The sequence below is a fragment of the Parabacteroides sp. AF17-28 genome (genome assembly GCF_003479205.1).
GTDB lineage: Bacteria > Bacteroidota > Bacteroidia > Bacteroidales > Tannerellaceae > Parabacteroides > Parabacteroides acidifaciens.
The window spans coordinates 70155-83951 of the sequence record NZ_QUGV01000017.1 but is presented as its reverse complement, the minus strand read 5'-3'; the positions used below and the strand labels follow the sequence as shown (position 1 = coordinate 83951).

The window sequence follows — 13797 nt, the reverse complement described above, 5'->3', positions numbered from 1 at the left end:
CGTTATTTCTCAAGTGTGAAACTTTTACGTCCGATCAGGTTGCCGTCTGCAAATACGTCTACCCGGTAGGTTCCGGGGGAAAGGAATTCTTCGATATTCCAATACATGGTTACCGGCAGTTCTTCACCGTCATATTCAACCAGCTTCTTCATGGAGTAATTGATTTCTTTTCCTTCAAAGGTAAAGACATCGGCACGGCTCTTTAGCAGGATGTCATCGTCAGGCTTCATGATACGCACATAGATCGTTTTTTCACCAACCGGAGCCGTAATATTTTTAGCAATACGGAAATCAACGACAAACTGTTCCATCTTTTTGATCACCTTCGCCTTCTTCCCACGACTGGTTACAGGGGTTACAGTGATTCCCGTCGCGTCCAACCGGCTTGCCAGCGTAACACGTTCTGTCAACTTTTCCTTTTCCTTCTTTAGCGTAGTGGCTGTAGAAGAAGCTTGCTGATATTTCTTTACGGCTTCATTCTTTTCAACCTTCAACTGTTCATTCGCACGGTTCAAAGAGTCGATCTGAACGACATAGTTACGCATGATCTTACGTAACGTCTGCAATTCCTTTTTCAAACGGGCAATCTCTTTTGTATTGGTAGCTTTGACAGTCCGGAGTTCTTCTTGCAGACGTTGAACTTTAGCCTGTTCAGTCGACAGCAAGTTCAACAGCGAATCATTGCCTATATTAAATTTATATCCTTCGTACTGGAGAGATAATTCATTAAATTCATCTTCCAGCGATTCCTTATCCAACACATAAGCTTGTTCCAACTCTTGCATCTGCTGCTTCTGATGGAAAATATAATAGCAGGCTCCAGCAATAATTAGCAGTAGCACAACCACTGCCATGATCAATAATGAAAGCTTATTTATTTCTTTTGTTTCTTTCTTTTCTGTATCCATACTGTCACTGTTAAAAATGAACACGCAAAGGTAGTAAAAATGATTTAAGTTCCGAATATTATTCCTACCTTTGTGCCACTCAATTAAATAATAATTTGCATGCACGAGAAACTTATTATTCTTGATTTCGGCTCGCAAACAACTCAATTAATAGGACGTAGAGTCCGTGAGTTGAATATGTATTGCGAGATTGTCCCCTACAACAAATTCCCACATGATGCTACAGATGTGAAAGGTGTAATCCTTTCCGGAAGTCCTTATTCGGTATATGATGCCAATGCATTTAAAGCTGATTTAAGTGAAATACGAGGTAAATATCCCGTATTGGGAATCTGTTATGGAGCCCAATTCCTGGCTTATACATCCGGCGGGAATGTCGAACCGGCAAACTCCCGCGAATACGGACGTGCCAACCTGTCGCATATCGCGGGCACAGACGAGCTGTTGAAAGGTATCAATGTCGGCTCACAAATCTGGATGTCTCACGGAGACACAATCACCGTCCTTCCTGAAAACTTCAAGGTTATCGCCAGTACAGACGATGTGAAAGCTGCCGCTTATCATGTAGAAGGTGAAAAGACTTGGGGCGTACAGTTCCACCCGGAAGTATTCCATACGACCGACGGGACTAAACTGTTAGACAATTTCCTGAATATCTGCGGATGTGCCAAAGATTGGACACCGGCTTCTTTCATCGAATCGACAGTTGCAGAACTGAAGGAACAACTGGGTGACGATAAAGTGATCCTGGCTCTTTCCGGCGGTGTGGATTCTTCCGTTACAGCCGTTCTGTTGAACAAGGCGATCGGAAAAAACCTGACATGTATCTTTGTAGACCATGGCTTACTGCGCAAGAATGAGTTTGAGAATGTATTGAAAGATTACGAACATCTGGGATTGAACGTAATCGGAGTAAATGCAAAAGAAAAATTCTATAAGGAACTGGCCGGAGTCTCCGACCCGGAAAAGAAACGTAAAATCATCGGCAAAGGTTTCATCGATGTATTCGACGAAGAGGCCCACAAGCTGAAAGATATCAAATGGCTGGGTCAAGGTACGATCTATCCGGATGTAATCGAATCGCTCTCCATCACCGGAACGGTTATCAAGAGCCATCACAACGTAGGCGGTCTGCCTGCCAAAATGAACCTGAAGCTGATCGAACCATTGCGTCTGCTGTTCAAAGACGAGGTGCGCCGCGTGGGTATGGAATTAGGAATGCAACCGCACCTGATCAAACGCCATCCCTTCCCCGGTCCCGGTCTGGGCATCCGTATTTTAGGTGACATCACGCCTGAAAAGGTACGGATCCTGCAAGATGCTGACGATATCTATATGTCGCTGATGCGTGAATGGGGATTATACGACAAGATCTGGCAGGCCGGAGTAATCCTCCTCCCGATTCAGTCTGTCGGTGTTATGGGTGACGAACGCACATACGAAAACACGGTTGCTTTACGTGCTGTTACTTCTACAGATGCCATGACCGCCGATTGGGCACAACTCCCCTATGAATTCCTCGCAAAGGTTTCCAACGAAATCATTAACAAGGTCAAAGGTGTAAACCGCGTAGTGTACGACATCAGCTCGAAGCCACCAGCTACGATTGAGTGGGAATAAGCTGCTAAAAACATTTATAAAGCCTGGTATTCATGTTATACCGGGCTTTTATTTTGCCTTGAAATGAAAAAATCATATATTTGCCTCAAGTATAACATAATGTAAAATCAATAAAATCAAGAATCACATGAAGCAAGATATGATTGTTATCCTGGACTTGGGCAGTCATGAAAACACAGTGTTGGCACGTGCAATCCGTGCATTGGGCGTTTATAGTGAAATCTATCCGCATGACATAACAGCAGAAGAGTTGAAGGCACTGCCGAATGTAAAAGGTGTTATTATCAACGGCGGTCCTAACCATATTATCGACGGTGTTGCAATCGACGTTAATCCGGATATTTATACGATTGGCATTCCTGTAATGGCAGCAGGCCACGAGAAAGCATTATGCGAAGTCAAATTAGAAGAATTCAAGGATGACGTAGAAGCAATCAAGGATGCTGTAAAGTCTTTCGTATTCGACACTTGTAAGGCGGAAGCAAACTGGAACATGACTAATTTCGTCAATGACCAGATCGAACTGGTCAGACGCCAGGTTGGAGACAAGAAAGTCTTGTTGGCGTTATCTGGTGGTGTTGACAGTTCAGTCGTTGCCGCCCTGTTATTGAAAGCAATAGGTGACAAACTGGTTTGCGTACACGTAAATCATGGTCTGATGCGTAAAGGTGAGTCGGAAGCTGTGGTCGAAATATTCAAAAACCAATTGAAGGCAAACCTGATCTACGTAGATGTAACGGACCGTTTCCTTGATAAATTAGTAGATGTCGCCGATCCCGAACAGAAACGTAAAATTATCGGTGGCGAATTTATCCGCGTCTTTGAAGAAGAAGCCCGTAAGTTGGATGGTATCGACTTCCTGGGACAGGGAACTATTTATCCGGATATCGTGGAAAGCGGAACCAAGACTGCCAAAATGGTCAAATCCCACCATAATGTAGGCGGCTTGCCCGACGACTTGAAATTCGAACTGGTAGAACCGCTGCGCCAATTGTTTAAGGACGAAGTTCGTGCTTGCGGTTTGGAATTGGGCTTGCCATACGAGATGGTTTATCGCCAGCCGTTCCCCGGACCAGGCTTAGGCGTACGTTGCTTAGGAGCGATCACCCGTGACAGACTGGAAGCCGTACGTGAAGCAGATGCCATCCTGCGTGAAGAGTTCCAGAATGCCGGCTTGGATAAGAAAGTATGGCAGTATTTTACAGTCGTACCCGATTTCAAGTCTGTAGGCGTACGGGATAATGCCCGGTCTTTTGAATGGCCTGTTATCATCCGTGCCGTCAATACGGTAGATGCCATGACGGCGACCATCGAACCGGTAGATTGGCCTATTTTGATGAAAATAACAGACCGTATCCTGAAAGAAGTTAAAAACGTAAACCGCGTCTGCTACGATATGTCCCCAAAACCCAATGCAACGATCGAGTGGGAATAAATACAAATCCATAAAATAAAGAAAACTCCCCTACCGCTCTTTCTATTAAAGAGAATGACAAGGGAGTTTTCTTTAAACTTTTCCGATCTTCCGTACCACCCGGCAAGGGTTACCAACGGCAAGTGAATTATCAGGTATATCTTTCGTCACTACACTGCCGGCACCGATTACAACATTATCGCCAACAGTGACACCGGGAAGAATAATCGCACCCGCACCTATCCAAACATTATGACCGATTGTGACCGGATAAGCATATTCCAATCCCTGATTGCGCAATGAGGCATCCAACGGATGCCCGGCTGTATAAATTCCGACATTAGGAGCAATAAAAGCATTATCACCAATCTTCACCTTTGCTCCATCCAATATAACCAGATTGACATTGGCATAGAAATTTTCTCCTATCTCTATATTATATCCGTAGTCACAAGCAAAAGGAGGTTCTATAATAAAGCTCTCTCCTGTCCTCCCCAAAAGTTTCTTTAGGAGTTCCGTCCGCTCTGTCTGTTGTGAAGGGCGCAAACGATTATAATCATAAAGCAGTTCTTTAGCTGTTTCACGATCTGACAACAATTCGGGATCATAGTTTGCATCATATAGCAGGCCCAGGTTGCATTTCTCTTTTTCGGTCATTATCTGTTTCTTTATTATTTTGACAAAAATAATAATTATTTTAATTCACGTGGACTTTTTCTCATTCGCCAGAAGTTTTCAATTTGTTCAAGGGTAACACCTTTTGTCTCAGGTATATAAAAATATCCCCAGATTAATGCCAAGAAAGCAATCCCTCCATATAGCCAAAAAGCACCAGCAGGATTACCCAGATATTCACCATCCAACAGAATCTCTTTGCCTGGTATAGTCAATACATTGACAATTTTAAAGAAAGTGAATGAAACAATACTATTAAACAACCAAACAGATAACGATCCTAATGACACTCCTAATCCACGTAATTTCTGAGGGAATATTTCCGAAATAATCAACCATCCCAAAGGCCCTATGCTTATTGCGAAGAATGCAACATAACAGAGTATAAGTAGAATTGTTAGCCACTTGACAGATTCTCCTAACAGATTGCCCCCCAGAAAACATAACCCTAACAGTAATAAAGAAACAGTTATTCCGGACAATCCTATAAAATAAAGCATTCTTCTCCCCAAGCGATCCACAAAATAAACAGACACAATCGTAAATATAACATTCACTAATCCAACCACTACAGAAGCCCAAATAGCAGCAACTGTTCCATCAAAGCCAGCCATTAGAAAAATCTTGGGACTATAATAGATTACAGTATTAATTCCGACAAATTGTTGGAAGAACATAATCCCTATGCAAATGAAAAGTGGTGTCCTCAACCAAGGTTGTAAGAGCTCTTTCCAACCAGATTTTTCCATCTCGTTCCTTTTTATTTCTTCTTGCATCTGTAACAGGGAAATCCTCGCTTGCTCTTTCCCTTCTATTTTATTCAAAATATCTACACATTCATTATGCCTTCCCCGGCTCATCAGCCAACGAGGAGTTTCTGGCATAAAAGCCATGCCCACTAATAAAACACAAGCAGGTATGACACCGACATAAAACATGGGGCGCCAACAAGATATATCATTTTCATCCGCAAAAAACAAATCAGATAAATAAGAGACCAATACACCAATGGTAACCATCAACTGAAACATAGAAACAAGCATACCCCTCACTTTTGCCGGAGAAATTTCAGCAATGTACAAAGGTACCGCAAATGAAGATACTCCTATTGCTATTCCAAGAAAAAGACGAGCCAAAATTAAATTCCAAGCATCTACTGCAATTCCTGACCAAATCGCGCCTACTGCAAAAATAATGGCAGAAGCCAATATCACTTTCTTACGTCCTAATCGATCTGTTATTTTACCACAAAACAAGGCACCCAGAATTGCCCCCAACAAACCGGCAGATGTAACTAACTCAATCGTACTATCATCTATTCCAAAATCTTTTTGAAAAAATGGAATCGCTCCTGAAATCACCCCTGTATCAAAGCCAAAAAGCAGACCTCCGGTAGCAGCTATAACAGCTATAATATAAACCAACATACTATTGTGCCCTGTTTCCATGATATCTAAAATTACAAACTAAATTATTTTTATGGAATAAAATTTATCCAGTATTCCTTTCTTAGTTGAGGAGACGGAACAAACAAGAAAGTATCAGGATTTTCTTCAAAAGTATCATATATGGACTTGTTTTTCTTTATACCTAAATCCGTATAATCCGATGGTAATTTACATATCAATTTGGAAGACTGATAACAAGGATTTGCGACCCATTGAATCTCATCAAATTCGTTAAAAACCGGATACCAAGCAATACCTTTATGTTTCCTCACTCCATCATACACAAATCCATATTCGCGATCACACCAAGCACCAAATGTCAAAGGTTTATTAGGATTGGCACTAATAGTCGCATGCGTCCAATAAGGGGGAACCACCACTACATCTCCAGGTTTGGCATAAACAGCAAAGCAGCGTCCCGGATTATCTTCTGCATATTCCTGTATATAAATAATAGCCTCTCCGGACCATATTTCATATACTTCAGGAGTCGACCAATTACTGAAAGGAGAAACCTTATGAATATGCCCTTGGCTTCGAATAGGCTCAGTTCCTAATTTCCCAGCAGCATAAGTCACGACTCCATACAATAAATGCATCGAATTGAGTAGTTCCCTATGATTTTTTTTACCGACATCCATAGCAATGGAATAAACAATCTCCGGTCCCTCACAATTCGGATCCAACAAACTCTTCGAGATGTCGTTCAATTTACGATTCTCTACCTGAGGACCAAAAATATCAGGGCCATAAATAAATCCCATAGGACTTTCAGTTGCCTTGATATCAAGCCCTGGATCAAAAAAAAGTTCACACATGATGTTTTACAAAAGCTTTAATTGTGGCACATTCTGTTCCTTCCGATTCTCCAAACGGACGAATTGTATAGTCTCTGACCGCTTCTGGTATGATAAATGTTTCTGCATAATGAACAACAAACGGTTCAAAAGATCCGGAAGGGCTTTCAACAACAACTTCTCTCCCTTCAACTAAGTTTAATACATTGACACTGCCGCTCGTATGATGCAAAACTGGTTTTGTAAACCAATGTCTTCGTGTCTCAATAAATTCACATTCATGCAAACCAGTATGTTCCTCCCTCCATCCATCTCCTTCTGCAACAAAAGCAACTTGATTAAGAACTTCTTTTCTCACCCATGATTCCGTACGATTCCATTGAATTACATTCTTTCCATGCTCTATATTTATAGGTCTGGGACGTCCGTCCAACCCTAAACGTCCCCAATCCCATAATTTAAATGTAAAGATATAAGGAGTCGCACTGATCTCAAGTACCATGCCGTTTGCTCCGGAACAATGGACTGTTCCCCCCGGTATCAAGACGTGGTCATGTTTTTTCACAGGATAGCGTCCTACAAACTTTTCGGCATCAAATTTCCCGGAAATTTGGGCATCTTCCAATGCTTTAATCATACCCTTCGAATCAACATTCTCCTTTAGCCCCAAATAGACCACAGCATCTTCTCCCGCATCTAACAAATAATAACTTTCATCCTGTGTATAATGCATGCCGAACTTTTCTTGGATATATTCAGTCAACGGATGTACCTGCAAGCTTAAATTACCTCCTTGCATCGTATCCAAGAAATCAAATCGAATCGGAAACTCATCACCAAAACGAGCATGTACCGGATCTCCCAATAATTCACGGGGATGAGCAAACACCAAATTAATAGAAGGTATTTCAAACTTGATATTGCCAAAAGATAAAAATAAACTATTCTCTTCTGGAACACAATCAAAACACCAGGCATAATTAGCAATACTTCTATCCAAATCACACACTTCTTTCATCCATTGTCCACCCCATGGTCCCGGATCAAAAAAAGGGACCACACGAAATGGCTGTTTTATAGCTTGCTCCAATCCTGCACGAACAGCATCCCCTGTTGCCATTTTGGGTTCCCCGGCTTTATTGGTATCAAGAACATAGTCCCAATAGGGCATTAATCTCTTTTTGAAACGATCACAAATACGCCAATCTACAAAGAAACCTCTTTTATACTGCAATGCAGATCGCTCAGTCCGATTTTCCACCCCTACATTACTAATTTCATTCCTTCGAAAGCGCATCTGGATTTCCCAACGAGCCATATCTGCATACACTAATAAATCGGTTTCTGGCTGAATATAAGCAGCTCCTGTACCATAAACAATAACAAGTCCTTGTTTCCGGTCTATTTTATTCCGTAAATCACAAACTTTCTGTTCATCAAAATAGCAGTCTATGCTAAAACGTGTCATATAACCAAATAGCTCATCATCCGTTATATCCGCTTGCAACTTAACATTTAGCTCTTGCTCCGACAGCATGCCTTCGGAGGAATCAATAAAAAAAGCATCAGGAAATGCCAAACAGAATTGCTTTTTCACCTCATCATGAAGTATTCCCTGATAGCATTCCACAACCAATATCTTACGGGGTTTATCTATTGCATTCAACCGTTGATTCAAGACGTTTACAATATTCGCCCACCCTAAATAGCAAGAAGATATATATATATCCGGCACATTAACCGATGGATATTTATTATAATTAGATTTTTTATGCAGATAAGATTTCATTCCTTCTTTTTTTATTTTTAAAACAATATTCTGATGCCAATATCGCTGCATTATCACCAAGTTCTGATGCCAATATTTTAACAACTGAACTTGGACACCAAGCTAACTTTCCTACACGTTCACGGATATAGGGAAGTATTACATCTTTACTTTTCATCACTCCACCCCCTAAAACAATAACCTGAGGATCATAAGCATGTATATAAGTAATTATGGCTGCACTCCACACATCCATACATTCATTACGTACGATTAAAGCATCTACATCTCCATGAGAGGCCCAATTAAAGATTTTCTCAAAATCGTAATTGTCAGCGTTTTCCCTAAACGAAGCTGATAACTTCGGATTTTCCTTTATTATGTAAGGGAGGAAAAAAGAGGAGGAAAGAGCCTCTACACATCCTACATTACCACAACTACATTTACGCCCCTTATAATCGATTACGAAATGCCCACCCAATGAACCGGCCTGATAATGCTCCCCATACAGAACACGCCCATCCAAAACAACACCAGTACCAATTCCAGTACCAATTGTCATCATTACAACATTATTCAAACCTTGTGCAGCTCCGCATTCCCATTCCCCAATAGTAGCCAGTCGCGTATCATTATCCATATAAAAAGGGACGCCCCAATTCAATTCGCACCATAATCTCAAATTTAAATCACAAGCATCATCATATTTGTCATTTGTTGCCAGAACCTGATAATGCTTCACATCCACAATCCCCGGAAAAGCCAAACTTATACCTGCCAGATCTGTAATTTGAACTCCGCTATTATACAATAAATTATTTATCGTATCTTTTATTTCTGGTAAATTATTTCTAAGTCCTTTCTCTGAATGAGCCGGCAAAACTTTAAAGTTTAACACCTTACCAGATTCAACCAAACCTATTTTAACAAAAGTTCCTCCCAAATCAATTCCTATAGTATACATATCCAGACCTTTCATAATAAAGTGGGAACCCCATTTACATCCATCAAACTACGCGCAAACCCTTCTGCTGCAATTGTCGCATAATCATGTCCGGCATCAGAAGGCCAACAAGCAGAAAAAACTAATTTTTGATAACCTATATTGGCTACACGATGTGCGACTTTCCCGGGAATATAATGCAAACTACCCGGAAACATTCGTTCGGCCCATACATTTCTTTGCTCATCCATTAGGATTAGCATGCCTTCTCCCTCAACTCCCCAATAAAATTCTGCACGATTGCTATTGGTATGAAAATGCCCTTTAGTCATAAAAAATTCTTGCCCTACTTTACCCGGATAAAGTAATGTGATCCCCATAAACAGTCCCCCTGGTGTATTTTCCACAACAGGAAGAAAACTACTGACCTGATAAATAATCTGGTCTCTATCCATTTGCTCAAAAGCATCCTTATCTTGGAATACACCATCCAAATCCCCCAATAAACGAGTTGATTTTACAACATTTTCTCCTGTAAGACAATTATTGGTAAAAAAAACTTCAGGTACATAAATATTATCTACTTTCATAATCCTTTTTTTACATTGATTCCACCTTCTATCTAATCCATTCATCAAATGACAAATAAAACTCTTTATTGCCTTGCTTTTCAGGCATTTCTATATCTATTCGTTTGCACTCACCTGGCAATAGATTAAAATAACCTTCTGACACATACACAGGAAGTAAAGCTTGTCCGGACTCTTTGTCACGCACGTTGACCTTGATTCCTGTTGCTACCAGATCTGAATTATTCTTTATTTCAGCCTGGATCAATATTCGCTCCTCTGTTTTCTTTATCTTCTTTGACTTTAGCTGTAGTTTAGCTTTCCCACCTTTTTGCAAAGCAGAAAAATTTGAAGGAGCAGCAGGATTAACCCAATAATCATTGTAGGAAATGGTATGACCCTTTCGATCTAATAACTGGGTTCTGATCAATGATAATTCATTGATTTCTGATGGAACAAAAACTTCCATACAATCAGTTAATCCATTTGCATCTAAGTTTACCGATATTTTTTCCTCATACAACTTTTGGCCTTTTAAATTATATATTTTAAATGATGCTTTTGCGTTCGAAATTTTTCCAAGGGTTGTATTTATGACTTGTAGTTTCCCGTTAACTGAATTCCATTGTACATGTATCGGCTCACAAGCTTTCTTTGCTCCATAGAATGCCCCGTGAGTTTCATAATCATACGAATATACCTGCCAAATAACACTCGGCCATGCCGGGTGACTCATCCATAACAATAATCCACTGGCATAATTCCACATCTTCTGGTTCCAAGTTTCAAACATATTACGATACAGATTATAATTAAGAAACTGAGCTCGCGAGCAAAACTCATCCGCACTACGAGATGGAGCCATTCCTAATTTTTCCACATCGCGGATATAATTTTTCCAATCAAAACTTTCATAATGTAAATCATGATAATACCAAACATCCCCAATCGGCCAAAGATCTTCTTCCGGTATAAATTTACGAAGAGTTTCCACTGTTGGAACAGAAGGTGCTCCCAATTCCGTACTGAAACCATTCGCTCTTTCAGTCAAATATTCCAATTGATTGTCAATATAATGCCAAGGACCACTTGGACAAAGATTTAAACATCTTGAATTACCGTGATAATGTCGGGTCCCATCCACCGTATTAACTATTTCTTGAAAACCATCTTCCAATATATCTGGTGCATACCCTTCATTACGTGGACACCATATGGCGATAGAAGGATGATTACGAAAACGCAATACAATATCCCGAGCATTCGAAAGAAATAGTTCATCGTCCAATGGTTCCAAATTATACCCTTGAGTTGAAAGGGAAAAATCATTCCATACAAGCAAGCCGTATTCATCACAGAGAGTATAAAATAGTTCCTCCGTCGACTCTCCGGTCCAATTTCGAATCATTGTAAAATTAGCATCCTTATGCAAACGGAAATAAGGCTCAAGCCTCTCACGGGTCACACGTTTCATCCCATCATCCATACCCCAATTTCCGCCACGACAAAAGATCGGTTTTCCATTTACACAAATAGTCAAAAATGGATTTTCCGACTGATTCACTTCTTCCTGCAAATACCGTATAGTCCCATCTGCTAATGTTGGAATAACTACTTGTGGAAAAGCAGGATTTTCTATTGCAATCCGTTTTTTATAATTAAACAAAGTTTTTCCCTTCTCTTCTACATCCGTAGGACTATATTGGAAGCGCACATTTCTCTTGTCTGGAGTTTGCGCCATAAGTTTATAAGAAAGTTCACGAATCCCAAAACGAATATTTTTTGTTTGTAAAGCCTGATTGTCCCGTATTACAGTCAAATTCAACTTATACAAAGCTTGTGCTCCATAACCATTCGGCCACCATAAAGCAGGGTTTTGAAAACGTAGTTGTTCAAACTTTTCCGATGTAAAACATATTTCTTTCCGCTCTAACGGGTTCAACGTTACTTTCTGTGAAAATGAAACATTTCCGATCTTCCCATTTACGAAGAAAATTTGTTCTTCTGTAGTATTATTCACCAAGGGTATCTTTATCGTGATATCCGCATAAGTAGTATCAGGTAAAGGTAAGTCCGTTATAACCTGAGGATCCTCCATAATAACATCACCTACTCGCATCAATCTAACATCTTGCCAAATACCAATATTTCGATCTCGGATACCTGGTATCCAATCCCATCCTTCCGAAGATATAAAAGTTGGTCCATCCAAGCAAAGAGCCCCCCCGTTTCCGCCAAACCATTCCTTCGTTTCCTCAAAAGGAATACCTGGATTATTAGGCGGAAAAACATGAATAGCCAATGTATTTAAGCCCTGTTTATCCAATAAATCATTAACAGGAAATATTCCTCTTTTAAAAGCACCATTTATAGTTCCTAAACGGCTACCATTTAACCAAACATCTGCTTTATAATTAATACCATTCAATAATATCTGATAGTCTGAATCATTATTATCTTGAGGAACAGCAAAAGAAATCCGATACCACCAGTCCATACGGCAAAGCGTATCCGGTATAAATAAATTATTCAATCCATAATAAGGATCCGGATATACGGATTGCTCCACTAAAGTTGTCAAGACCGTACCCGGTACAACTGCATTATACCATTCAGATGCATTGGTTTGAATATCCCATAAAGACATTCCCCTTCCAGCCAACTTATATCCTTCGATCATTTCCCAGCCACCGGACAACAAAAAGTTTCCGTCATCATCCAAACTCAGTTTTCCGGAAACGGATTGATAAGCCTTCCGTTTCAAAATATCCTGAGTTGATTTTGAACGTGGGAGTTCATTTACCGGCTGTCTGACAGTCCGCCCAAAATTCAATTTATTTTGTCCTATAGCTTGTCCCCCTATTAATAAAAAGGTAAACAAACTAAACCAATATACCTTTGTCATATTATTAATTTATTTTTTCAAAAGCTTATCTTCCATCACCTCTTTAAAAAGAAGATAAGCATCAGGAGTTATATGAATCTGATCATCCATAAAATATTTCATAATAGGACGATCATTTTTATCTACAAACTTATTCCATACACTTACGAAGTCTATATAATCATATAATGCAGCATACTCTCTCATAAGATTATTAGCTTCCTTATATTTATCAAAAGATTTCACCCGTGCCGGACAAGGCTTAATAGAGACAAGTAATATCTGACATTTAGGATAATGATAATGGATAAGGCGACTCATACAAATTACATCTTCCATAAACTGCACTGGGGTTGTCGACGTTTCATTCAAGTCATTATCGCCCTCGTAAATAACAATCTGTCTGGGACTAAATGGTTTGACAATTTCATCAAAAAAATATATTTGATCACACATCATAGAGCCTCCAAAGGCTCTGTTCACAACAACAGAATTTGGAAAGTATTTCTGCGTATCTCCCCATCTTGTAAAAGTGGAACTTCCTATAAATAAAACACAACCTTGTTTAATCCCTTCTTTACTATTTTTATCTCTTAACTCCTGAATCTTTTCTTCCCATTGTGCCGCTCTTTCATATTGAGCAGAAAGATAAAAACAATGACAAAGTAAAATACAAAACAGAACTATCCTTTTCATACTACAAAACAGTTTACCGATTCCACACCAGATTTCAAATATAAGCCGGGAACCAAGATTAATCCTCTTATTCCC

The 13797-nt window shown here is 39.9% G+C and carries 11 protein-coding genes; 2 read left to right on the top strand and 9 right to left on the bottom strand.

Translation table 11 applies throughout. The annotated features are described in order from the left end of the window. Positions 1-2: 2 nt before the first annotated feature. Positions 3-908, bottom strand: a complete 906-nt coding sequence (locus DWW90_RS13220; RefSeq protein ID WP_115499963.1) for a hypothetical protein — start codon at positions 906-908, stop codon at positions 3-5. 99 nt (positions 909-1007) lie between these two features. Here DWW90_RS13220 and guaA (DWW90_RS13215) point away from each other — a divergent pair, with 99 nt between their 5' ends. Both guaA (DWW90_RS13215) and guaA (DWW90_RS13210) read left to right on the top strand, forming a co-directional pair. Beyond that, positions 1008-2528, top strand: a complete 1521-nt coding sequence (gene guaA, locus DWW90_RS13215) for a glutamine-hydrolyzing GMP synthase (protein ID WP_115499937.1) — start codon at positions 1008-1010, stop codon at positions 2526-2528. A 127-nt stretch (positions 2529-2655) separates the two neighbouring features. Beyond that, complete coding sequence (gene guaA, locus DWW90_RS13210) at positions 2656-3963, top strand: glutamine-hydrolyzing GMP synthase (RefSeq protein WP_115499938.1); 1308 nt, start codon at positions 2656-2658, stop codon at positions 3961-3963. 72 nt (positions 3964-4035) lie between these two features. On the opposite strand, the gene DWW90_RS13205 is transcribed toward guaA (DWW90_RS13210), so the two are convergent. Genes DWW90_RS13205 through DWW90_RS13170 form a run of 8 tightly spaced genes read right to left on the bottom strand, consistent with a single transcriptional unit; the run spans position 4036 to position 13722 of the window. After that, on the bottom strand, positions 4036-4599 hold the full coding sequence (locus DWW90_RS13205; RefSeq protein WP_122345306.1) for a sugar O-acetyltransferase: 564 nt from the start codon (positions 4597-4599) through the stop codon (positions 4036-4038). 35 nt (positions 4600-4634) lie between these two features. Beyond that, positions 4635-6065, bottom strand: coding sequence for a sugar porter family MFS transporter (locus DWW90_RS13200; protein ID WP_122345305.1), 1431 nt, complete (start codon positions 6063-6065; stop codon positions 4635-4637). A gap of 29 nt (positions 6066-6094) precedes the next feature. After that, positions 6095-6883 (bottom strand): glucose-6-phosphate isomerase family protein, encoded by a 789-nt coding sequence (locus DWW90_RS13195; protein WP_115499941.1) that lies wholly within the window; start codon positions 6881-6883, stop codon positions 6095-6097. Then, positions 6876-8651, bottom strand: a complete 1776-nt coding sequence (locus DWW90_RS13190; RefSeq protein ID WP_122345304.1) for a class I mannose-6-phosphate isomerase — start codon at positions 8649-8651, stop codon at positions 6876-6878. The genes DWW90_RS13195 and DWW90_RS13190 overlap by 8 nt, the downstream gene beginning before the upstream one ends. Continuing rightward, positions 8632-9594, bottom strand: a complete 963-nt coding sequence (locus DWW90_RS13185; protein WP_115499964.1) for an ROK family protein — start codon at positions 9592-9594, stop codon at positions 8632-8634. Before DWW90_RS13185 ends, DWW90_RS13190 begins: the two co-directional genes overlap by 20 nt. Before the next feature lie 11 nt (positions 9595-9605). Further along, positions 9606-10163 (bottom strand): glucose-6-phosphate isomerase family protein, encoded by a 558-nt coding sequence (locus DWW90_RS13180; protein WP_122345322.1) that lies wholly within the window; start codon positions 10161-10163, stop codon positions 9606-9608. Between the two features lie 28 nt (positions 10164-10191). Beyond that, a complete protein-coding gene (locus DWW90_RS13175) occupies positions 10192-13047 on the bottom strand; it encodes a glycoside hydrolase family 2 TIM barrel-domain containing protein (RefSeq protein WP_122345303.1) in 2856 nt (951 codons plus the stop codon). A gap of 9 nt (positions 13048-13056) precedes the next feature. Then, positions 13057-13722, bottom strand: a complete 666-nt coding sequence (locus DWW90_RS13170) for a GDSL-type esterase/lipase family protein (RefSeq protein ID WP_122345302.1) — start codon at positions 13720-13722, stop codon at positions 13057-13059. Positions 13723-13797 lie beyond the last annotated feature (75 nt).

Excerpts from the sequence above, each read along its gene's own strand:
- DWW90_RS13220 (WP_115499963.1), bottom strand. The coding sequence starts at position 908 with ATGGATACAGAAAAGAAAGAAACAAAAGAAATAAATAAGCTTTCATTA.
- guaA (WP_115499937.1), top strand. The coding sequence starts at position 1,008 with ATGCACGAGAAACTTATTATTCTTGATTTCGGCTCGCAAACAACTCAA.
- guaA (WP_115499938.1), top strand. The coding sequence starts at position 2,656 with ATGAAGCAAGATATGATTGTTATCCTGGACTTGGGCAGTCATGAAAAC.
- DWW90_RS13205 (WP_122345306.1), bottom strand. The coding sequence starts at position 4,599 with ATGACCGAAAAAGAGAAATGCAACCTGGGCCTGCTATATGATGCAAAC.
- DWW90_RS13200 (WP_122345305.1), bottom strand. The coding sequence starts at position 6,065 with ATGGAAACAGGGCACAATAGTATGTTGGTTTATATTATAGCTGTTATA.
- DWW90_RS13195 (WP_115499941.1), bottom strand. The coding sequence starts at position 6,883 with ATGTGTGAACTTTTTTTTGATCCAGGGCTTGATATCAAGGCAACTGAA.
- DWW90_RS13190 (WP_122345304.1), bottom strand. The coding sequence starts at position 8,651 with ATGAAATCTTATCTGCATAAAAAATCTAATTATAATAAATATCCATCG.
- DWW90_RS13185 (WP_115499964.1), bottom strand. The coding sequence starts at position 9,594 with ATGTATACTATAGGAATTGATTTGGGAGGAACTTTTGTTAAAATAGGT.
- DWW90_RS13180 (WP_122345322.1), bottom strand. The coding sequence starts at position 10,163 with ATGAAAGTAGATAATATTTATGTACCTGAAGTTTTTTTTACCAATAAT.
- DWW90_RS13175 (WP_122345303.1), bottom strand. The coding sequence starts at position 13,047 with ATGACAAAGGTATATTGGTTTAGTTTGTTTACCTTTTTATTAATAGGG.
- DWW90_RS13170 (WP_122345302.1), bottom strand. The coding sequence starts at position 13,722 with ATGAAAAGGATAGTTCTGTTTTGTATTTTACTTTGTCATTGTTTTTAT.